At 68.1% G+C, this 21,392-nt stretch carries 20 protein-coding genes; 2 read left to right on the top strand and 18 right to left on the bottom strand.

Features of this window, described 5'->3' with window-relative positions; genetic code table 11:
- Positions 1-373: 373 nt before the first annotated feature.
- The 3 genes from J1C73_RS05205 to J1C73_RS05210 form a co-directional block, all read right to left on the bottom strand.
- On the bottom strand, positions 374-1,579 hold the full coding sequence (locus tag J1C73_RS05205; protein WP_207315295.1) for an IS4 family transposase: 1,206 nt from the start codon (positions 1,577-1,579) through the stop codon (positions 374-376).
- A gap of 605 nt (positions 1,580-2,184) precedes the next feature.
- On the bottom strand, positions 2,185-2,412 hold the full coding sequence (locus tag J1C73_RS35890; protein ID WP_372446653.1) for a DUF6355 family natural product biosynthesis protein: 228 nt from the start codon (positions 2,410-2,412) through the stop codon (positions 2,185-2,187).
- A gap of 363 nt (positions 2,413-2,775) precedes the next feature.
- On the bottom strand, positions 2,776-4,248 hold the full coding sequence (locus J1C73_RS05210) for a vanadium-dependent haloperoxidase (protein WP_207315296.1): 1,473 nt from the start codon (positions 4,246-4,248) through the stop codon (positions 2,776-2,778).
- Positions 4,249-5,422: 1,174 nt separating this feature from the next.
- Here J1C73_RS05210 and J1C73_RS05215 point away from each other — a divergent pair.
- A complete protein-coding gene (locus tag J1C73_RS05215) occupies positions 5,423-6,208 on the top strand; it encodes a response regulator transcription factor (protein ID WP_306086590.1) in 786 nt (261 codons plus the stop codon).
- A gap of 248 nt (positions 6,209-6,456) precedes the next feature.
- Here the strand turns inward: J1C73_RS05215 and J1C73_RS05220 are convergent, their stop codons facing one another.
- From J1C73_RS05220 to J1C73_RS05265, 10 genes are all read right to left on the bottom strand, one after another.
- The gene (locus J1C73_RS05220) at positions 6,457-7,035 is read right to left on the bottom strand and encodes a DUF6069 family protein (RefSeq protein ID WP_242643753.1); all 579 of its coding nucleotides are present in this window, start codon (positions 7,033-7,035) and stop codon (positions 6,457-6,459) included.
- A complete protein-coding gene (locus tag J1C73_RS35410) occupies positions 7,035-7,727 on the bottom strand; it encodes a 4'-phosphopantetheinyl transferase family protein (protein WP_207315297.1) in 693 nt (230 codons plus the stop codon). Before J1C73_RS35410 ends, J1C73_RS05220 begins: the two co-directional genes overlap by 1 nt.
- A 73-nt stretch (positions 7,728-7,800) precedes the next feature.
- A complete protein-coding gene (locus tag J1C73_RS05230) occupies positions 7,801-8,955 on the bottom strand; it encodes an acyl-CoA dehydrogenase family protein (protein WP_306086592.1) in 1,155 nt (384 codons plus the stop codon).
- 69 nt (positions 8,956-9,024) lie between these two features.
- Positions 9,025-9,477 carry an NADPH-dependent FMN reductase gene (locus J1C73_RS05235; protein WP_307797608.1) on the bottom strand — a complete coding sequence of 151 codons (453 nt, stop codon included), beginning with the start codon at positions 9,475-9,477 and terminating at the stop codon, positions 9,025-9,027.
- 108 nt (positions 9,478-9,585) lie between these two features.
- Complete coding sequence (locus tag J1C73_RS05240) at positions 9,586-10,839, bottom strand: activator-dependent family glycosyltransferase (protein WP_207315298.1); 1,254 nt, start codon at positions 10,837-10,839, stop codon at positions 9,586-9,588.
- Between the two features lie 92 nt (positions 10,840-10,931).
- Positions 10,932-11,894: an NAD-dependent epimerase/dehydratase family protein gene (locus J1C73_RS05245; RefSeq protein ID WP_207315299.1), complete on the bottom strand. Its 963-nt coding sequence runs from the start codon at positions 11,892-11,894 to the stop codon at positions 10,932-10,934.
- Entirely contained in the window at positions 11,891-12,877 is a 987-nt protein-coding gene (locus tag J1C73_RS05250; protein ID WP_207315300.1) for a sugar phosphate nucleotidyltransferase, read from the bottom strand. The genes J1C73_RS05245 and J1C73_RS05250 overlap by 4 nt, the downstream gene beginning before the upstream one ends.
- Positions 12,878-12,962: 85 nt before the next feature.
- The gene (locus J1C73_RS05255) at positions 12,963-14,162 is read right to left on the bottom strand and encodes a nucleotide disphospho-sugar-binding domain-containing protein (protein WP_207315301.1); all 1,200 of its coding nucleotides are present in this window, start codon (positions 14,160-14,162) and stop codon (positions 12,963-12,965) included.
- Positions 14,163-14,274: 112 nt separating this feature from the next.
- Positions 14,275-14,850 (bottom strand): dTDP-4-dehydrorhamnose 3,5-epimerase family protein, encoded by a 576-nt coding sequence (locus J1C73_RS05260; protein ID WP_207315302.1) that lies wholly within the window; start codon positions 14,848-14,850, stop codon positions 14,275-14,277.
- A 63-nt stretch (positions 14,851-14,913) separates the two neighbouring features.
- Positions 14,914-16,458 (bottom strand): MDR family MFS transporter, encoded by a 1,545-nt coding sequence (locus J1C73_RS05265; protein WP_207315303.1) that lies wholly within the window; start codon positions 16,456-16,458, stop codon positions 14,914-14,916.
- A 189-nt stretch (positions 16,459-16,647) separates the two neighbouring features.
- On the opposite strand from J1C73_RS05265, the gene J1C73_RS05270 reads away from it, so the two are divergent.
- Positions 16,648-17,226, top strand: a complete 579-nt coding sequence (locus J1C73_RS05270) for a TetR/AcrR family transcriptional regulator (protein WP_207315304.1) — start codon at positions 16,648-16,650, stop codon at positions 17,224-17,226.
- A gap of 16 nt (positions 17,227-17,242) precedes the next feature.
- Here J1C73_RS05270 and J1C73_RS05275 read toward each other — a convergent pair whose 3' ends face one another.
- From J1C73_RS05275 to J1C73_RS05295, 5 genes are all read right to left on the bottom strand, one after another.
- Positions 17,243-18,415 (bottom strand): nucleotide disphospho-sugar-binding domain-containing protein, encoded by a 1,173-nt coding sequence (locus J1C73_RS05275; RefSeq protein ID WP_207315305.1) that lies wholly within the window; start codon positions 18,413-18,415, stop codon positions 17,243-17,245.
- Between the two features lie 102 nt (positions 18,416-18,517).
- Entirely contained in the window at positions 18,518-18,934 is a 417-nt protein-coding gene (locus J1C73_RS05280; RefSeq protein WP_207315306.1) for a cobalamin B12-binding domain-containing protein, read from the bottom strand.
- 78 nt (positions 18,935-19,012) lie between these two features.
- Complete coding sequence (locus tag J1C73_RS05285; RefSeq protein ID WP_207315307.1) at positions 19,013-20,134, bottom strand: glycosyltransferase; 1,122 nt, start codon at positions 20,132-20,134, stop codon at positions 19,013-19,015.
- Between the two features lie 43 nt (positions 20,135-20,177).
- On the bottom strand, positions 20,178-20,498 hold the full coding sequence (locus J1C73_RS05290; RefSeq protein ID WP_207315308.1) for a VOC family protein: 321 nt from the start codon (positions 20,496-20,498) through the stop codon (positions 20,178-20,180).
- Between the two features lie 43 nt (positions 20,499-20,541).
- Positions 20,542-21,303 (bottom strand): SDR family oxidoreductase, encoded by a 762-nt coding sequence (locus J1C73_RS05295; protein ID WP_207315309.1) that lies wholly within the window; start codon positions 21,301-21,303, stop codon positions 20,542-20,544.
- Positions 21,304-21,392: the final 89 nt, after the last annotated feature.

Here is a 21,392-nt window from a genome sequence, read left to right on the forward strand (position 1 = left end):
CACCCGACGCGACAGCCGGGCACTGAGCCTGCCCGCACCCGGCACAACAAACCGAAATGACCCACCAGTTCACCTGATGGGCCGTCATGAAAGATCGAGGTTAGGGACAATACCAGTGACTTAAGGGATCAGGTCCCAGCTTCGTGGGACCTTCTTTGGTGGGTTGATTGAGGCTGTGCGCCAGTGCGGGGCGATGGCGACGGCCTCGGCCGGGCTCCGGTCGGGTTGCAGAGGGTGTCGGTGTTCGTCGCGTTTGACGCCGAAACCGGACATCTTGCGTTTGATGACGCGAGGGTTGAAGCGTCTGCGGCGGGCGGGCAGCAGGTGTCGGGTTATCTCCTGCAGACCTTCGGTGAGGGCTGTGGCCAGGCGGTCAGGGGGAAAAGGCCGCCTGCGCGGTGACCTGGCGGCGGGCGAGGCGGAGACTGCGGGTGAAGGAGAGCCGGTCGGCGTCGAGTTGGGATGCGTCCGCAGTGTCGTGCATCAGGCTGCGAATGGCGTAGTGGACCAGCAGGTGGCCCCAGACTTCCTGCTCGACGCCGTCGGGTGAGCGGGAGCGCAGGACCTGGGCGGGGCCGCGCTGGTGGGTCTTCAGCTCGTCCAGTGTGGTCTCGATCTCCCACCGCTCGTGATAGAGGGCGGCCAGGTCGGCGGCCGGGGCGGCCTCGGGGTCGAGGATCGTGGTGATCAGTCGGTAGGGGGTGTCCTGTTCGGGAAAGCCTGTGCCGTGAAGTGTGTACTCGACGACCCGCACGGGCGTGGGGTCGGCGCGCTTACGGTCCTTCGCGACGACGATCTCCGACACGTAAGAGCCGTCGGGAAGTTCCTCGCGTACCGGCAGGATCTGATGCGAGCGAATCCGCCACAGCAGGTCCGCGCCGCCGGCCGAGGCTGCCCGCCACAGTTCCACCCCGGTGAACCCACGGTCGGCCAGCAACAGATCCCCTTCGCCGAGATGGCTGAACAGCCCACGGGCCAGGGCTGGTTCGGAGGACGACAGTGGCCCCAGCGTGGCGGCCGTGATGGCGTGGGTGCCACACTCGGCCAGCGCCACCATCCGCACCTGCGGATACGCGCACCGCTCGGTGCGATGCGTCTTCGGCCGCCCGAAGTACGCCGCGTTCTGCTCACTGTCAGGTACATCGAAGACCGTGCCGTCGATCGCTACCAGCCGCCACCGCCCATACCTGGCACCTCGGGTCTCCTCGGTCGCCAACGGCCGGGCAACCTCGGTGAACAGCGCCCTCAAAGGCTCCGGCCCCAGCTTCACCCGCGCCCGCGAGATCGCCGCCGTACTCGGCACCTGCCACGAGCCCGACCAACGCTTCGCCCAGGTCAGACCCTGCGTGAGCAGCCGCGCGACCTCCTCATAGCCCTGCCCCGAGAACAGGCACATCGCCAGCACGAAATAGACCACCACCCGCGGCGGCAGCAGCCGAGTGCGCAGACCAGAACGGCCGCACTCAGCGACCACCCGGTCCACCAGCTCTGGCGGAAACGTGCGTGTCAGCAGCCCGACCGCGATCCGGTCCGACAGCCGCTCATCCGTCTCCGGCTTGACCTGCCCAGGGCGTGGCATCCAGGCACCTCCTGGATGCCACGGTACCAGCCGAGACCCTTAAGTCACTGGTATTGAGGTTAGCCGCTTCGACCAGGTCTGCCGACAGGGCGTCGGCCGACCTGCACCTTGCGGAACTCTGCCCGGGGGACTGCACCGAAATAGCAGATCCGCTGCCATCGGCAAGCTCCCAGCCGTTTTCGATGAGTTAGAAGATTACATGCCGAACCTCGTCAATAGACGTGACGAGGGGAAATGTAGGATTCTTACAGAAAGCCTGGACGACTTCGCGAGGCGTACGAGCTCACGATCGAAGTTTTATAGGAGTGCAGCCAAATATTCATGACCGAGCCCGCCTCACCGTGTCGCGCGGCCATTCTCTGCAAGCTGATCCCAAACGGCTTGGCCACGGAGCGCAGACTTACCATCGTCCTCAAATCGCTTGACCTCAACGACCAGCTCTTCTCCTACCACCGCAGCAGATATGCGTAGTGCCGGTAGGCCTTGAGGACGCCTTCCTTCAGCATGGGCCTGCCTCCTTACGCAGGAGCCGTCCTGCGGACTGGGGAACCAGTTTTTACGTGGTGTGCGCGGTAGCTTCATCGTCGCTCTGACCAGGTAAAAGTTCAGCGAGCGACCATGGGAGGACGGTGAGGTCGGCGACAGACCGAGGAAGAAACGTCGACATGCAACCGCACCGTCGTCGTCGTGCCGCAGTGACTGTACGCGGCGAAGCGGGACTCACGGACGCTATACCGGAAGAAGCCGCACGGAACGGAAGAGGCCGCTCCCGCGCGGCGCACGTGCGGACCGCGCTCGAACTCGGCGCGAGCCGGGCCCGGGAAGGCCACCATGAACAGCGCGGCGCCCGACCGCCGCGGCCTGGGCGGCGCGAACGGGGTGGAGGGAGGACTTCACGAATCACTCCTTGAAGGTGAGTCATGACGATTGGCGGCCGGACGATCGGTTGCGTCTGAACCGCGACGCCCCCTGAACGCCGCACCGACACCACAATCGTAATGATGCGTTGCAGTGCCATCACTCCATGCCACCGGACCGAGTGGTGAGTGAGCCTTACGCAGACATGAGCCGACGATACGTGCACCCGCCTCGACGGCCGCGAGCCCGTGACCGTCACCCGGCCGCCACGGGACCACCGCCAGGGAGCTCCCGTGCAGGTGGTCCCCTCCCGAGGAGATCAGCGGAGCGCGCAGGCCTCAGGCGGTGCCGTTGATGTACTTCATGGCCGCTCCGAACGCGGTCTTGGCCACGGTCCGGCCGAGCTTCTGGCCCTCCACGACGTCAAACGTCCAGTGGCCGCCGCCGTAGACGCGGGACATGCCGTCCTCGGTCGCGGCCTGACTCAGCGTGTCCCACTTGAGCGTCACGTCCGAGGCCGGGGTAAGGCCGGGCTCGTAGACGGACGAACCGGCCTTGGCCGTGAAGGAGGCACCGAACTTGTCACTGCCGGTCCACAGCTTCAGCGACTCGGCCGCCGTGCCGCCCCACATCGCGTGACCAGAAACGTACGAGGCGAACGGCGGCGTCGTGACGTATGGCAGCCAGGTCTCACCGGCGATCGTCTGCGTGCCCTTGCCACGACCAGCGTATCCACTCACCTGATGCCCCGACCGGCTGTAGCGGATCACCGTGATCGGGCGCGCGTAGTCGTAGCGCACCTTGCTCTTCCAGGCCACGATGCCGGCGTCTGCCATGGCCAGGTTGAGCGTGAAGAACATCTTCACGTCCTCGTCCAGCGTGTTGTGGTCGCGGCGGGAGATGTACTGCGCCCACTTGTTCTGGTGGCCGGCGGGCGTCTCCCGGTTCTCCAGCCAGTACTCCGAAACGACCTTCCGGCGATCGGTCAGATTGGCGTTGTAGTCCATCATCGTCTTGATGTCCGCCTTGAGCTTGGCGCTTCCGTACGCCGGCGGAGGCGGCGGCTGGAAGGCCGCCGGGTCCTTGATCGCGAACGGCTTCATCCCGCCCCACTGGGGGGTGACGAACGGCGGGACGACCCCGTTGGTGCTGAGCGGGGTCCAGCGCACCGGGTCCAGGACGGTCGACTTGTCCAGCGCGGCCAAGTCCTGGGGCGGGTTGAACGCGGTGTAGCCCGTGGTGTCGGCGAAGGCGTTCTCCTGATTGGAGCCGTCCGTCCTCCGGTCGGCGATCACCGCGTCGCAGGCCGTGTGCGCCACCCCGGCAGAAGTCCTGGTGTCCCGCGACGTGTTGGCCGGGTCCATGCCGAGCGCCATCATCTTGGCGTCGAAGTCACTCTTGAACTCGGGGTAGAGGTAGTTGAGAGCGTCGTACGCCGCGTAGTTGATGGCGGTCTTCCGGTTGGCGAGCGTGCGCTTGTGGTACGGCTGGCGCAAGTCGTCGCCCAACTGGGTCCCGACCGCCCGCGCGTCGTACGCGGACCACGCGTCGTACATGCAGGTATGGACGATCGCGAGCGAGCGACTGCCCAGCGGCGGGCGCTGTAGGCCGTTGACCTCCGCGGCCTTCTTCACCAGGGCATCGTAAGTCGTCTGATTCCACTGGAGGACGACGTTGTCCTTGCCCTTCGTGGCCTCCGCCGCGGTGGCGGTGCCACCCGAGGTACCGATCGCGGTACCCAGCAGCATCGTCACTACGGCAGCGGAGGTGCCGGCACGCGCGCGGCTGGTCAGCGTCCTGGGCATTCTCATGAGAACCGCTCTCTACTGGAATGGAAGAAGTGAGAACCGGCTGGGCCCGGACGGCCCGTGGTTCCCATGCGTTCAGGCGTGGGCGGCAGGCTCGAAGAACGGCGACGGGTTCGCCGTCACGCCCAGGGCGCTGGAAAACATCCCCGCCGATCACCGATCGGTCCTGTGACCCATGGGGTTTCACACATGACCCTTCGTATTTCCTCGCCATCGGTGGCGAATGGGCACTCCGACCAAAAATCCGTTCCGGAGACCGCTTCACAGCTTCTTCGACCGTCCGAGGCGAGGCAAGCAGTTGACAGAGAATTGACAACCAACGCACTGCCCTCTGTATCTCTGCCGGGTCGCGCCCTGCTGAGCGGACTCCCATGATCCAGTTCCGGCTCCATGGATCGATCCGGAGCAGAAACTTGGCATCGATCCGGCCCCGACGAGTGGCTTTCGGTTACCTCGGATACGAAATACAGCACTCCGCTTATTGAGTTAGAGGCATCGGGAACTGGGGGCGCCCCTCGCGATACGACACCCAGACCGCACGGCATCTCGCAGAGTGGCCACTGAACGATGGGCCGGTTTGGTCGAGATTGCATATTGATCGGCGGGATCAACCCGGGAAGCTTCGTCACTATCGCGCGGAACTGGCAACCACCTACGGTTACGTTGCGAGTCCATGCGCTCATGGCAGCTCGCTCGGAGCATCCCCGCCCGTCCTGGCCGCCAATTCACCGAAACGTCATAAATGAGCCTGGGTTCGAAACCATTGAGCCATCATCTAATCCCCCCTCGAGTGTCGCGGACTACTCTCCGTGAGCAGTAACGCACCGTGACGCAAAAGATGTCTCTTGCCTCAACGGAAAGCGATTGTTACGCTTGATCCATAAGAAGGATCATGAATGCGCGTTACCCCGGACCGCTCATGACAGACCTGTCCCCCATCACTTCGAGCCATCGCTTTCACTTCTTGGGAATGCACCTCCGCGAGGGCGGCGCACCAGGATGCGAGAACGAGGAATACACCCACCACCCCTCACCCTGGGGCGGTATGTTGTAATTCCGCCGTCGTCACCACCGCTGCGGGTCGAGAAGCCGCAGCGGCCGCACGGCGTATCACGGCCCATGTTTCTGCAATGACCTCTCACATAGAGCGGGCATTCTAATCACCAAGGGGGAGCAAGTGGGGCAGATCTCGACAAGCACAATGCAGCACGGAAAATTAAAACGTCTTCACGTGAATCCGCCGATCCACCAGCCCCGCCGCGCCACCGCCTCACAGCCGGCAGAGCAACAGCGGGAGGGCGTTCTGGCGATCCTCGCGGTCGGAAGCGAGGAGAGCGCCACGAATGAACTCGCGCAAGGACTACGCCGACACGGCTACCGAGTGGAGAGCGCTGCCACCGGCGCCAGGGCGTTGCACTTGCACCAGAACGCCGACCTCATCCTGCTGGACCTCGACCTGCCCGACTTGGACGGACTTGAGGTGTGCCGGAGTATCCGGGCGTCCTGCCAGACTCCGTTGATCGCGGTCACGGCGCGCGAGTCCGAACTCGACCGCGTACTGGCCCTGCAGGCCGGCGCCGACGACTGCATGACCAAGCCGTACGGCTTCCGCGAGCTGATGGCCCGCATGGAAGCGGTCATGCGCAGGACCCAGCCGCAGTGGCCCCTGGAGCAGGTGATCGAGCACGGCCCTCTGCGGATCGATGTGAACTCGCGAGAGATACGACTCGGCGGAAGACCGATCGAGGTGACCCGCAAGGAATTCGACCTGCTCCATCTGCTCGCTTCCTGGCCCGATACGGTCATCCCACGGCAGCAACTGGCAGCTCAGGTGTGGGGTGAGTCCATGCCGCTGCGCGGACGGACCATCGACACGCATGTCAGCAGCCTGCGCAGCAAGCTCGGATCCAGCAGCTGGATCGTCACCGTTCGCGGGGTCGGGTTCCGACTCGGCAGCCAGTAGGGCAGGGCTGTCACCAGGCCTTTCTCCTCATGTTCCTGATGCCGCCCTGATCCTGGGGCGGCCGTAAGCACTCGCATGGAGTTCGCCAAGTCTCTCGGTGTGTTCACCGGTCTCGGTGATCAGGTCGGAGACACCACCAACGGGACCTGTTTCCAGACGTGTTGTGGATGTCGACCACCGCACGCCGGAACCGGGTCCCGTTGCCATGCCCCGTTCGCCCGCCACCCGGAACTATCCGCGAGAGATACTCAGGCCTCGCGCGCGGATCGGCGGAAGAGCAGGATGAGGACAGCACCCACCGCCAGGTGCATCGCGGTGAGCGTCACGCGCGTTCCGTTGGTGGCATCAGCAAAGACCGTGGGGAAAAGGGACAACAACAGGACCGCGCCGGCGACATACGTCCAGATCTTCCGATCCTGTGTGGTGAAGCGCTCAAGGAGCGCGAGCAGCCCCCATCCGGCAAGGCCGGCCATAAGCGTGCTGACGAGAGCTCCCGCGAGAGTAATTTCCGTTACACCATTCTGCTTCACGACGAGTGCAGCGCCGGCCGCGTTACCGATCAGCCAGATTACCCCTGCCGCTGCCACGGCGGCGACAAGGGCGATGAGCCGGTTCCGCACCCGAGAGCCTGCGGAGGCCTGGCCTACGGAGTTGGTTTCTGCGGACATGAAGATACTCCAATTGAATACGGGATGGTCGGCCACGTTGTATACGCAGCCCGTCGCGCGGGGAACACCTGAGGAAATCTGGCATTCCGGTCGTTCGCCGCAGAGAAAGTTGCTGTCATTCCTCTTGGCGGACGGCGTTCCATTGCCTGTTCCTGCCATCAGAATCTGCTTGACGCAGCATAACGCACGTCCACTTCGGTTTGGATCACAACTGCCGTACACATCAAGCCTGTTTCGCTGATCCAGTTGCCGGTAACGGTCGAAACTGGCTTCCCCTCGCGGAAGAGACCGGTCGCGTACAACCGGGCCCGAAACGTTCGGGCCAGTGGGTTGAACGAAAGGGAAACATCAAGGAATCCCAGTCGACATCGAGCCAGTGGAAACCACGCCTTGTAGACGGACTCCTTGGCGCTGAACGTCAGACGGTCCCAGTGAACGGTGGGGTCGCTTCGCTCCAATTCCGTGATCCGCGACCGTTCCTCGGGGCGCGCGACCTTGGGCAGCAAGACTTCGGAAAGGGGGGAATCCGGCTCGGCGTCGATTCCGAGCGAGGCGATGTCCCCGCTGCGGGCAACCGCCGCCGCACGGAATCCCTCACAGTGCGTCATGCTGCCAACGATGCCCGGGGGCCATCGGGGCTCCCCCCTCGTTCCCGGCAGAATGGGTACGGGCGCCACTCCGAGCTTTCCCATGGACCGTCTCGCACAGTCACGGACCGTCCCGAACTCCCTGACGCGACGCGGTACCGCGTCGCGCACCCAAGCTCTCTCCTCCGGGAATAGCTCGACGGGGGCGAAGTCACCGAACTCCTCCGCCCAGGCCACCGCCGACGGCAGCACACTGCCGAGCATTTGGTCCCACTCTCTGTCATGACGAGGGATCGAGCCCTGATTCGTGTACACGCCGCCCCATGCCCCGAAGGCGCTACTCGGTGTCGGAGGCGCGAGCCGCAAGGGCCGTCGCGTAGGCGATCGCGGCGGGTTCGAACTGAAGCCCGATATGGGTGGCTGCGGCGTTGACGTCCCGCCAGAAGCGCTGGAGCGAGCTCGCCGTGGAGTGACCGCTAGTGCCGGCCGCACCGAATATCCGGTTCACCGCGGTCACCGAACCCTCGACGGCCAGGGCACAGTCACGTGTGTTGCGGGCCGCCTCCAGCGGTGTCACCGCCGCACCGCGGTCGGCGACCCGGCCGGCCCTGTCGAGCAGCAGGTACGCCGCGTCGATCTCCCCGGCCGCGCGTGCTAGTACGGACGCGTAGAAGCCGCGACTGATTCCTGGGCCACCCGGCTCCCTGGGAGCGCTGCCGAACTTCGCCATGGCGTAGTCCGACCACACGGCGAGTGCCCCGCGCGCGGCGCCCAGAGCCGGGGCGGCGAAGGACAGACCGTTGACGGCTTGCAGCGGAACGGTGTGGCAGGTGGCCGACGAACTGCGCGGACGCCCCTGGAACAGGTCGTCGCCCTCGAAGGACCGCGTCTCGGGGACGAAGACGTCGTCGACGACCAGTGTGTTGCTGCCGGTCGCGCGCATACCGGCGTTGTCCCAGGTGTCCTGGATCTCGTAGGCGCGACGCGGGACTACGAAGACGCGCAGCGCCTGGCCCTTGCCGTCCGGAACCACTCCACGCACCAGGGCCCAGTCGGAGAAGTCGACGACGCTGATGGACGGCCATGTACCGGTCAGCCGCCAACCGCCCGGAACGGCCCTGGCCCTGCCCAGCGGCGCGAGCGAGCCGACCACCACGGCGTCCGGGCCGTCCTGCCATACCTCCGCACGCCCCTCGGCGGGCAGGAAGCCCGCCATCCGGCCGAGGCTCGCGACGATCGAGGCGCTCCAGGACGAGGCGGCGCAGGACGACCCCACTCTGAGGAGTGCCTCGGTGAGCTCGGCGAACGTGCCCCCCGCACCGCCGTGTTGGAGCGGGACGAAGTGCCGGGCGAAGCCCGCGTCGAGCACGGCCTTCATGAGATCCGGGTCGAGGCGGCGCGTCTCGTCCGCGCGGGCCGCCTGGTCGCCCGCCAGGGCGGCGACGTGCTCGGCCGCGCTCAGCAGAGCCCCTGCGTTCTGTGATGACGTCACTGTTTCCTCCGCTGTCCCATGCCGTTGTTCGTACTCATGCTGTGTAGGGCCGCTTGACGCGGGCCTCGGTCAGCGACTGCGCCCACCAGGAGAGCTGACGGAGCCCCGAATCGGCACGCCGTGCAACTCACCGCAAACCGGCCGGAGTTGTTCCACCGCGCGCAGCCCGCCGGAGACGCCGCCGTAGGAGACGAAGGAGACCGGCTTGGCGTACCACTCCTGCCGAAACCAGTCGATGGCGTTCTTCAACGGTGCGGGGAAGCTGTGGTTGTGCTCCGGAGTCACCACGACGAATGCCTCCGCTGCCTCGATGCGCCGGGCGAGGTCCGCCACGACCCGCGGCGGTCCCTCCCCGGGAACGGCGCCCGTCACCACCGGCAGCTCGACCGCAGCCAGGTCGATCACGTCGACGTCACCCAAGCCGTATGCCTCGGCGCGGTCGAGGAACCACGGCGCCACGGTGCTGTCGGCACCACCCGAGCGGGTGCTGCCCACGAGGAGCGCGAGACGAGGTGACGCCAACGGCACAACGGTCGCCGCTGCCACGGTGATCCTTCCTGTCCGGTCGGTCGGTCGGTCGGTCGGTCGGTCGGTCGGTCGGTCGGTCGGTCGGTCGGGAGAGTCGACGGCTCAGCCGCGATGGCGTGCGGTCAGTTCTTCGAGCAGCGGCACCACGTCACTGGGGGCGGGTGCTTCGCGCATCTCCTGATAAAGCCGGGCGGCACCGTCCCGGAAGGAACGGTCCTCAAGGAGCCGGGTGAGCGACTTGCGCAGCGTTTCCGTGGTGAACTGCGCGCTGTCGACCACCAGTCCGGCACCGTTGTCGGCGACGTACTGGGCCGTGGCGGCCTCGCCCCAGAACGGCATCGGCGTGACGAGTTGCGGCACCTGGTGCGCCACGGACGCCGCGAACGTGCCGCCGCCACCGTGGTGGATGATCGCCGAGCAGGTCGGCAGCAGGTGGTTGAGGGGAACGTAATCGATCAGCCGGACATTGTCCGGAGCCGCCCCGACCGCCTCCCGCTCGGCGGCACCGACGGTGGCGATCAGCTCCACGTCGAGCCCGGCCACCGCTTGGACCACCTCGGGGAACGAGACACCGCTCTGGCGGAAGAGCTGCCGCCCCCGGCCGCCGATGCCGAGTGTCAGGACCACCCGGGGGCGTTCGGGCCGCTGGTGGACCCAGGCGGGCAGCGCGGCGGTTCCGTTGTAGGGCACACGGCGCAGGGAGGTGTACGGCAGATCGACGGGGAGCCGCATACCCTGCGGCATCGGGTCGATGCTCCACTGGCCGGTGAGGAACTCCTCCTCGTACTCCAGGCCGTAGGGTGCAAGCATGCCGTCCATGAGAGACCGCAGCGGGTCGTCGGCCGGCGCCGCGCCGCCGGCCGCGAGCCGCGCCAGGGACTTTGCCCGCAGCCAGCCGATGTTGTCCCGCCCCCACAGGAAGCGGGCCTGCGCGGCGCCGCCGACCTTGGCGGCAACGGCGGCGGGGACACAGAACGGGTCCCAGACGACCAGGTCGGGCTTCCAGCCCTGGACGAAGTCCACCAGGTCGGGCATGACCGGCGTGTAGACCGAGAGGACGTTGCGCATCATCTCCCACTGGGTCTCCCAGCGGCCGCTGTCGTCCCCGGTGTCCAGCGAGAGCGCGTCGTCGAGCGAGTCGAGCCGGTCGAGGTTGGAGTTGAACTCGATGACTCCGGCGAGCTTGTGGCGGGCGCCCAGCGGCACGGCCGCGAGGCCCGCGTCCGTGACGAGGCCGACGGCATCGGGGTGGATGGCGACCCGTACGTCGTGACCCGCGTTCTGCAGGGCCCAGGCCAGCGGAACGATGGGGTGCACATGGGCAACGGCGGGAAAGACTGCGAACAGGACACGCATCAGGTTCTCCGTTGTGGATTGCGGCGGTGGTGCCGGCGGGGGCTAGGCTTCGGATCGTTCGGGGCGTCACTCGTCGGACGTCGCGTCCGGCCTCACACGAGGGAGAGGCCGGACAGCAGCCCCAACAGGGCGGCGTCCAGGTCCCGGCACGGCTCCCAACCGAGCAGCCTCCGGGCCCGGGAGATGTCCAGCTTCTGGCAGTCGACGCCGTCCGCGCCGCCAACGGCCGGCCGCTCCACCAGGCGGACCGGTAGCCCGCTCAGCGCGAGCAGCCGCTCGACCACCTCGCCGGCCCGGACGGCGCGTCCGCTGCCGACGTTGATGACGCGGCCGCAGACCTCGGCCCGGGTCGCGCCGGCCGCCGCGACCACGGCGTCGACGACGTCGCGCAGGTCGACGAAGTCCCGCTCCGCCCGCAGCGGTGGACAGACCAGCTCGGCATCGATGGCACCGGGGTTCTCGGCGTAGCGCTCCAGGTGCGCGGCGACGTCGCCGAGGAGGCTGCCGGCGGGGACTCCGGGGCCGACGATGTTGGCCATGCGCAGGACGACCCCGTCGAGTGCGCCGGAGTCCGCCGCGTCGAGGACACTGCGCGACGCGGCCAGCTTCGAGCGTCCGTAGGGCGTGACGGGGGCCTCCACGCCGTTCTCGGCGAGGCCGCTGTCGCGGGTGCCCGCGCCGTACTCGTGCACGCTGCCCAGCTGGAGCAGCCAGGGCCGGTGGGGCATCTCGCGCAGTGCGGCGATCAAGGTGGTCACCAACTCGGCGTTGGCGGCCATCATCTGTTTTTCCGTCACTTTCCACACGGCGCCCGCGGCGTTGACCACGATGTCGGGGTCGGCGCCGGTGAGGAGGGAGCGCAGCTCCTGGTGGCTCGCGGTCAGCAGGTCGAGTGCGACGAAGTGTTCGTCCGCGTCGGTGCCGGCCAACCTGCCTGGCAACGTCCGTGAGACGCACACCACGTGGTCCCCTTTCGCCCGGAACGCGGCCCGCAGGTGCCTGCCGAGGAATCCCGTGCCGCCGAGCACCACCACGCGCCGCCGCTTCCCGGTCACTCCGCCACCTCGATCCGGGTGTGGTCGCCCACGACGAGGCGCCGACGCGGTGTGCCGTCCTGCCGGGCGGCGCTGACGTGCGCGTGGCGGCCGATGAGTGAGCCGTGGAGACGGCCGACGGACCAGACCGTGGCGTCGTCGAGAACGAGTGAGTCGTCGATGTGCGTGCCATGCACCGAGCATTCCCGGCCGATGGTGGCGTGCGGGCCTATGTGGGACTCCTCCACCACCGAGCCCGCCGCGATGACCGCGGGGCCCTCGATCCAGGACCGCACGACCTTGGCGCCGGGCTCAATGACCACCCGGCCGGTGATCCGGCTCCGCTCGTCGACGTCGCCGTCGACCGAGGGCGTCAGCGCGTCGAGCAGGGTGCGGTGAGCGGCCAGCACGTCGTCGGCGGTCTCGATGCGGCGCCAGTACCCGGTGCAGGTGTCGGTCCGTACGTCGCCGCCGTGCGCGCGGAGCCACCGAACGGCGTTGTTCGGGGTCGACGCGCCACCGGAGCGGGCCGCCGTGAGCCCGGCCACCGCCTCGTGGACCGCGGGAGTGAAGTAGTGGACGAGTTCCACGTCCGGGGCCGCCTCCGGGACGACGACGCCCGCGGCGGGGCGCGCCGCGGCGAACGCGGCGGCCGGGTCGGTGACGCTCCCAGTGACGAGGGTGTCACCGCGGTACACGACGAGGTCGTCGTCCCCGAGGAAGTCGCGCGCGAGCGAGAGGGCATCGCCGAAGCCTCGGGGCGCGTCCTGCCGGAGCCAGGTCAGGGAGAGGCCGAACCGGGAGCCGTCGCCGAGCACCCGCTCGATCTGCTCGCCGCCCTCCCCGACGACGATGCCGGCCTCGCGTACGCCGAGGCTCCGGACGCTGTCGAGCACATGGGCCACGACGGGCCTGCCCGCGAGCGGGATCAGCTGCTTGGGCAGGGAGTGGGTGCCGGGCCACAGGCGGGCTCCCGTGCCGCCCGACAACACCAGTGCCTTCATCTACGTGCCTCTTCTCATGAACGAGGGAAAGAACGAGCCGGAGGAGTGTGCGGGCGCGGACTGGAGCGGGCCGTGACCGGCGGGATCAGGCCGGGTGCCGGACCAGCCGCTCCAGATCCGCGACGACCCGGGACGGCGCGGGCATCGCGGCCATTTCCCGGCCGAGCGATGAGGCGGCCTTCGTGTACCGGGGTTCGGCGAGGAGTTCGGCCAGGGCGGCGCTGATCCGAGCGGGGTCGTCCTGCTCGGCGGCAGTTTCCAGGGCGAGGCCGGCTCCGGTGCGGACGAGCTGCTCGGCACAGGCGAACATGTCGGCCAGCTGCGGCAGGGCGAGCTGCGGGAGCCCCGCGTAGCTGGCAGACATCGTGGTCCCCGCTCCCCCGTGGTGGACGACCACGTCGGCGGTGCGGAACAGCATGTGCAACGGCGCGGGGTCGACCAGCCGTACCCCGGCCGGCAGGGCGCCCAGCTCCGTACGGTATTCCGCCTCGACCGTCGCGACTGCCTCCACTCCGGGCAGATCGGCGAACGCCCGCAGGATGCCGCGGACGAGGGGCACTCCGTTGAGTGCGAGAGTGCTGCGCCCGAGGGAGACGATCACGCGCCGGGGCCAATGGGGCCGGGGCTCGGACGCCTCGGCCGCCCACTCGTTCCGTATCCAGTCGGGCAGCGTGCCGTTGCCGTGCGCGTGGACATGCCGGATCGGCATTCCTATGGCCACGCCGGGAAGTTGGAGGCTGGGCGGGCACGGATCGAGTACGGCGACCGGGTCGGGCAGACCGGGCAGGCCCTGCGCCGCGCAGAGGTCCGCGTGGGCCTCGCGGGCCTGGATCCGGGTGGGCTCCGACAGCGGGTCGACGCCCCAGCGGTGCTGCACGACCGGGACGCCGAGGGCACCGCCGACGATCAGTGCGCTGAATTCGAGGATGTCGCCGACCAGCAGGTCCGGGCCGAAGGCACGGGCCAGCTCCAGATACCCGGGCAGGACTGTCCTGTTGTGGTCGGCCCAGGAGCGGGCAAAGTCGGCGGCCTGCGCCAGGTCCGGGAAGCGCCCCCAGGACTGGAGCAGCCGCTGCCCGGCAGGGAGTCGGCCGAGCAGCATCTGGTCCATGCGGAAGGGCTCACCGACGGTTGCGGCGTGCAGGCCCGCGGCACGGGCTGTGGGCACGATGTCTGGCTGTCCCGCCACCAGCACCTCGTGCCCCGCGTCGCGGAGTGCCCAGGCCAGCGGCGTCAGCGGAGAGAGATGGCCGGCGACGGGCGTGATGACGAAGAGGACGCGCATCATGTTCCTTCGGGAAGAGAGCACGCGCCCCGCCCGGGCCGCCCCCGAGGGGAGGAAGGGCACATGTGCGAGCAGGCGCGTGGGACAGAGGGCACCGGGAACGGGCCCGCGATCAGCCGCCGTCGGTCCATTCGGAGAGCAGTCCGGCCTTCAGGGTCGCGGCCAGTGAGCGCGCCCTCCTGTCCTTCTTCGAGATTAACGGCAACTCGGAGAAGCCCCACGGCAGGGCGAGATCGGAGTCGAGGGGGTCGATGTCGATCTGTGTGCCGGGGACGTACGTGCTCGACAGGACGTAGCAGATGCAGGTGTCGTCGGTGAGCGTGAGGAAGCCGTGCCCGACGCCCTCGGGGATGTAGACGGCGCGGCCCGAATCGGCGTCGAGGATGTTGCTGTCGTTCTCCCCGAAGGTCGGGGACCCTACGCGGAGGTCGACGACAAAGTCGCGGAACGCGCCGCGGACACACGAGACGTACTTGGCCTGCCCGGGCGGGATGGTGACGCTGTGTATCCCCCGCAGGGTGTTGCGGTGCGACACGGAGTAGTTGATCTGCTTGACCTCGAAGGGCTGCCCAACGATGTCCTCGATGAGGTCCGTGCGCAAGGACTCGAAGAAGGCCCCGCGCTCGTCCCTGATCTGTCGTGGTGTCAGGACGTGGACACCGGGCACCTTCGCCTCAGTTGCCTGCACGGCGCGTCCCCCGCTTTCTCGTCGATGTCGGGCGTGTGAGTGTGATGGGTGGTGTGCGGCGGCTCAGCCGCCGGCGCCCATGCGACCGGCCGACGTGGTCACGGCCGACGGGGCAGCGGGGGGCTTGGGCCTGGCCTTGATAAACCAGGAGGCCGCGAGTGTGGCCGCGGCGACCGCCGAGACAGTGAGGAAGGCCCAGTGCGTGCCGTCGGAGACGGCCTTCTCATAGGCCTCGCGCACCGGGTCCGGCAGCTTCAGCAGGCTCTCCGCGCTCAGCCTGTTGACGGCGCCGCCCGCGGCTCCCATGCTCGCGGTGATCCGGTCGCTGAAGATGATGCCGGCGAGCGAGACGCCGAAGGCGCCGCCGATCGTCCGGGTCAGCGTGACCGTGGAGGAGGCCACGCCCAAGTCCTTCATCTCGACGCTCTCCATCGCCACGGACAGGGTCACCTGCATCAGGAGGCCGAGGCCGACTCCGAAGACCGCCATGTAGATGCCGGTCTCCAGGCGTCCGGTGGTGGTGTCCATCGTGGAGAGCAGAAGGATGCCGCCGAGGAGGAGGATGCCGCCGGTGATCGCGTACAGCTTGAAGTCGCCCTGCTTGGAGATGAGCTGGCCGACGAAGGCGTTCGTGCCGACCATGCCGAGCAGGAGCGGGAGCATGAGCAGTCCCGCGCTGGAGGCCGAGGCGCCCTGCACGGTCTGCTGATAGATCGGCAGGAAGGTCATCGCGGCGACCATCACGAAGCCGAAGAGGAAGGAGACGACGTTGGCCCAGCTGAAGTTGGCGCTGCGAAAGACGGTCAGCGGCAGCACCGGGGCGACCGCGCGGCGTTCCACCGCCATCAGGGCGAAGGCCCCCGCCACGGCGACCGCGATCAGGCCGATGACCACCGGCGAGATCCAGTGGTACCGCGTGCCGCCCCAAGTGGTGACCAGCACCAGCGAGGTGATCACCACGGCGACCAGGGCGGCGCCCAGGTAGTCGATGGGAGCCTGGGAGCGCTTCTTCGGCAGCTTCAGCGCCACCGCGATCGTCACGAAGGCGGCGAGGCCGAGCGGCACGTTGAGGTAGAAGCAGTAGCGCCAGCCCAGGTGGTCGGTGAGGAAGCCCCCGGCCAGCGGCCCGCCGACCATCGCGACGCCCATCACGGCCGATGCCATGGCCTGGAACTTGCCGCGTTCACGCGGGGTGACCAGCTCGCCGATGAGGGAGAGCGCACCGACCATCAAACCGCCGGAGCCGAGACCCTGCAGGACCCGGAATCCGATGAGCTGCCCCATGGACTGGGCGAGGCCGGACACCATGGAGCCCGCGAGGAAGATGCCGATCGAGGCCAGGAAGACGCCCTTGCGGCCGTACATGTCGCCGAGCTTGCCCCAAATGGGCGTCGTGGCGGCGGTCGCGAGCATGTACGCGGAGGCGACCCACGAGAGGTGCACCAGCCCGCCCAGCTCGCCGACGATGGTCGGCATCGCGGTGCCCAGAATGAGGCTGTCCAGTGCCGCGAGCAGCATGGCCACCACGGCCGCGATCATCACGGCGAACAATCGGCGATTCGGCGGTACCCCGACGGTCGCCCCTCCCGCGGTCGAGTCGTGCGCCATGGTCTGCTCCCTTGATCAAGTCGGGCGGGCAGGCCCGGTGACATGAGCCGAAAGTGCGGCAGGGCGGTCGAGCAGCCCTACTTACCAACCGCACGGTAAGTTAATACAATGGAGAAGCTAGAGCACCAACTAACCGGCCGTCAAGTAGAATCGTCTTAGGGGGCGGCCGACGAGCACAGGAGAGAACGTATGGGCGGCACACCGCACGTACGCGGGGCCAACACCCGCAACAAGATCCAGTCCGTCGCCCTCGATCTCTTCGTCGAGCTCGGCTACGAGAAGACGACGATGCGCGAGATCGCCGAAGTACTCGGCATCACCAAGGCGGCGCTCTACTACCACTTCAAGGCCAAGGAAGACATCCTCGTGGCCATCTCCCAGGGCCTCGGCGGACCCGTCGACGAGCTGGTCGCGTGGGCGCGGACGCAGCCACGGACGCTGGAGACCAAGCGGGAGGTACTGCGCCGCTACAGCGAGGTGCTCATGAGTGCCGCCCCGCTGTTCCGCATCATGCAGGAGAGCGGGGCGGCACTACGCGCCCTCGGGATCGGCCAGACCCTCAACGACCGGGTCGCCGCCATCGGTGAGCTGATGTACGAGCACGGCGCATCCGTCCGCAGCCAGGTCCGCATCTCCGACGCGCTGGCGAGCGTGCACTTCGGCGCCTTCTTTCTGCCGGCCATCGAGGGCGACCCGGAGGAGAAGCGGAAAGCGCTGCTCGAATCCGCACTGGAGACCCTGGACTCGTCGGCCGAGGAAGACCTGTGAGCCCGGGGCCGCGAACTCAGCCGGCCGCGACCAGCTCCTCCAGGTCCGCCACCACCCGGGACGGTGCGGGCATCGCGGCGATCTCCTCGCGCAGTTCCCCCGCCGCCTTCGCGTAGGACGGCTCGTCGAGCAGCGCGGCCACGGCCTCGCGCACCGGCTCCGGCTCGTCCTGGCGCGCGGCCTCCTCGATGGCGATGCCCGCGCCCACCCGGGCGAGCGCGTCGCCGTGCCAGAACTGGTCCGCCAGCTGAGGCAGGACGAGCTGCGGCAGGCCGAAGACGCTCGCGGTCATCGCCGTACCCGAACCGCCGTGGTGGACGACGGCACCGCACGAGCCCAGGAGCAGGTGCAGCGGGACGGGATCGATGACCCGTACGTTGCCGGGGACCTCGCCCAGGGCCTCTCGGTACTCCTCCTCCACGGTCGCGAACACTTCGGTGTCCGGCAGTGCGCCGAGCGCGTCCAGAATGTTTCTCATGAGGGGGACGCCGTTGTACGCGAGGGTGCGGCCGCCCAGTGAGACGGCGACGCGCCGGGCCGTGCCGCGCTCCCTGGCATCGCGCCGGAGCCACTCGGGCACCCGGCCGTTGCCGTTGAAGGGGACGTAGCGCATCGGGGTACCGGGAGTCGTGCCGGCCAGCTGAAGGCTGGGCGGGCACGGGTCGAGCAGGACCGCCGGGCGCGGCAGCCCTGTCAGGCCGCGCTCCGCGAGGATGCCCTCGAACCATGTCTCGGCGGCGCCGCGGACCTGGTCCGAGAGGGGATCGACGCCCCAGCGCTGCTGCACGACGGGGACGCCGAGTTCCTCCCCCACGATCGCCGAGATGAACTCGATCGGGTCGGAGAGGACCAGGTCGGGGCGGAAGTCGCGGGCCAGGTCCAGATAGGCCGGCAGCACGTCCAGGGTCTGGGGCATCCACAGGGAGCCGACGTTGGAGAGCTGCTCCAGGGCGGGCCTGCCCCAGGACTGGAGTGGCCGCTTGCCGCCGAGTCGCTCAACGAGCATGTCGTCCAGCTTGAGCCGGTCACCGATGCCCACGGCGTTCAGGCCGGCCGACGCGGCCGCGCCGAGAACGTCCTCGCGGCCGACGAGCAGCACCTCGTGGCCTGCGGCGCGCAGCGCCCACGCCAGCGGGACCAGCGGGGTGAAGTGGGTCGAAACGGGGGTGTTGATCATGAGGACGCGCATCGTCGTCTCCTGCCGATCCTGCCGAGATGAAGTCGAGGGAATAGCCGGGAGCCGCCCCGGGCCGGGCACCGCTTCGGTGCCCGGCCCGGGAATCGGCTGGTGTCAGACGCCGGACGACTGACGGACGTGGTCGCGCACCCACTCCGCCGCGGCCCACGCCGGGGTGCCGGAGGAGAAGATCTCCGCGACGCCGCGCGCCTTGAGCCCCGTGACGTCGTTGGTCGGGATGATGCCGCCGCCGATGACGGTGACCTTCCCCGCGCCGCGCTCGGCGAGGAGGTCGAGGACGCCGCCGAACAGCGCCTCGTGATCGCCCAGCAGGCTGGAGATGCAGATGACCGCGGCGCCTTCGCGGACCACGGTGTCGACCAGGCCCACCGGGCTCTGGTCGTCGCCGGCCTGGATCACTTCGAGGCCCGCCCCGGTGAAGGCCTCAACAAGGGTCGGCGGTGCGGCCGCCCCCTTACCTCCCGCCTCGGGCTTGGCCATCACCACGCGGATCGGATCCGACTCACTCATGCCGTGCTCTCCCTTTCTCGATCTGTTCGTTGTCTGCCTTCGGCCGGCTTTCGCCGGCCCGTTCCCCGGTACGGAGCGTCAGACCAGCCGCTCCAGCGCTCCCACCACGTCGGCGGGAAGCGGCAGTGCCGCGATCTCTGCAGAGAGCTCCCGCGCCCGCTCGGCGTACGAGGGGTTCCCGATCAGCTCCCGGCACGCCTTCTCGACGGCCTCCGGGGTGTTCTCGTCGACGGTGACGGCCGCTCCGAAGTCGGAGATGCGCACGCCCGCCTCGACGAAGTTCCCGCCCTGCGGCACGATCAGCTGCGGGACACCGGCGTTCATCGCCGTCAGCGCGGTCACCCCGCCCGCGTGGTGTACGACGACATCGCAGGTCCGCACCACCACGTCGAGCGGGACCCACCCGGCCCGTACGCCGGGCAGTTCCGCCCTCAGTTCGTCCGCGACCTCGTCCAGCGTCGCGATGACCACCTCCGTGTCGAGTGCGGCCATGTCGGCGGCCAGCCCCCGCAGGAACCCGGTCTTCTTCGCGAACACCAGCCGGCTGCCTGAGGTGACGAGCACGCGCGGCCGGTCTCCCTTGGTGTACATCCACGGCTCCAGCCGCCGCTGCCCGTTGGCCGGGACCCAGCGCATCATCTGCGCGGGCGGTGCGTCCGCGGGCCGCAGGCTCGGAGGGCAGATGTCGACGAAGAGATCCGGCTCGGGCAGCCGTTCAAGCCCCAGCGCCCTCAGTTCCGGCTGGAGTTCGTCGCTCGCGGCCGGGTCCGTGCGCCAGGCGTCACCCGTGTCCCAGGCCTGTCGTACGTAGGGAACGCCCCGCTCGGCGGCGATCAGCGCGGCAGCGAAGGACATCGAACCACCGACCACCAGGTCGGGGCGCCAGTTCGCGGCGACCTCTCGCAGCGCGTCCATGCTGCCCGCAGCCATCCGCCCGAACCAGTGTCCGGCGAAGTCCAACTCCTCCTCCGGGGTCTCGGGCATGATGACCGGATTGCCTGCACGGTCCATGGTGGCGAATCGCCTGATCGAGGACGGCGCGATGGAAAGCGCCGGAATTCCTGCCGCCGCGATGTAAGGAACCATGTCCTCCACGGCGCCCATGAACACGTCGTGACCCGCATTGCGCGCCGCCGTGGCCAGCGGCGCGAGGGCGAACACCGTCGCTGGGCTGCCGCTCGCGACGAAGAGGATTCTCACGGATACTCCTAGCTGCGTCTGAATGATGAGATGGCGGCCGGATTCAGTCGATGATCAGAACCGTGTTTCCGTCTGGGTCCTTCACGAAGAACCGCCACATGTCGGAATGCTTTTCGATCTCCATGGCACCGGCGTCCCGCAGCTCTTCCCTGGCGGCACCGAGTTCCGCCCCGGTGAAGGCGATGGCCATCGTCTCGCCGCCGGTGTCACCGCCCAGGACCAGTTCGCCACCAGCACCGGTGTCCAGGACGATCCATCCCTCGCCTTCCTTCACCGTGCCCATTTTCAGGCGGTCCCGGTAAAAGGCTTTCATTTCCTCGAAGTTGTCACACTTGATCAGAACCGCAGAGAGCGACCCGAACATGACGGCACCTCCCGTTCTCAGTCGATCGGCTTCCTCGGGCGGCTCAGCCGAGCAGTGTGCCGCCGCTGGCGTCGATGAAAGCACCGGTGATCCAGCGGGCGTCCTCGGAGGCCAGAAATGCCACCACATCGGCGACGGCTGCCGGTTCGGCAACCTCGCCGAAGGTGCTGAGCTGCGACAGCGTCTCGCGGACTTCGGAGATCTGGAACAGCGCACTGCCGTTGTCCGTGCTGCCGGGAGCCACGCTATTGACGGTGATCCGCCGCTTTCCCAGATGCCGGGAGAAATGCAGCGCGATCTGTTCGAGGGCACCCTTGGCCATTCCGTACGCCACTTGGTCCGGGCTCGCGACCCGAGTGAGGCCGGACGAGATGTTGATGATGCGGCCGCCGTCGGGGATGAGTCGCAGGGCGCGCTGCACGATGAAAAAGGGCGCCTTGGCATTCACCGCGATCATGCGGTCGAACATGTCGGGGGTGACCTCTTCTGGCGCCCCCATGGCCATGACGCCGGCGTTGTTCACCAGAATGTTCAGGTCGGTCGTACCCGTGCGGTCCTTGAGGCGGGGCTCAAGACCTCCGAACAGTGTGTCGGCATCTCCGGGAACACCGAGTTCGGCTTTCACCGCGAAGGCCCGACCGCCTTCCTTCTCAATGGATTCGACGACCTGTTCGGCGGCATCGGCTCCGGTCGAGTAGTGCACGGCGACGAGAGCGCCTTCCCGTCCGAGCCGTTCGGCTATGGCCCGGCCGATTCCCCGGCTCGAACCGGTGACCAGTGCCGTCTTTCCGGTGAGATTGCCCATGGTTTTCTCTCCTGTCGGTGGTGGAAGGTGTCCCGGAAAGGCCTACGGAAGAGATGCGGCTCGGCGGAGACTGATGACCAGCCTCTTCG

It is taken from the genome of Streptomyces laculatispora, from assembly GCF_017353455.1.
Classification (GTDB): Bacteria; Actinomycetota; Actinomycetes; order Streptomycetales; family Streptomycetaceae; genus Streptomyces; species Streptomyces laculatispora.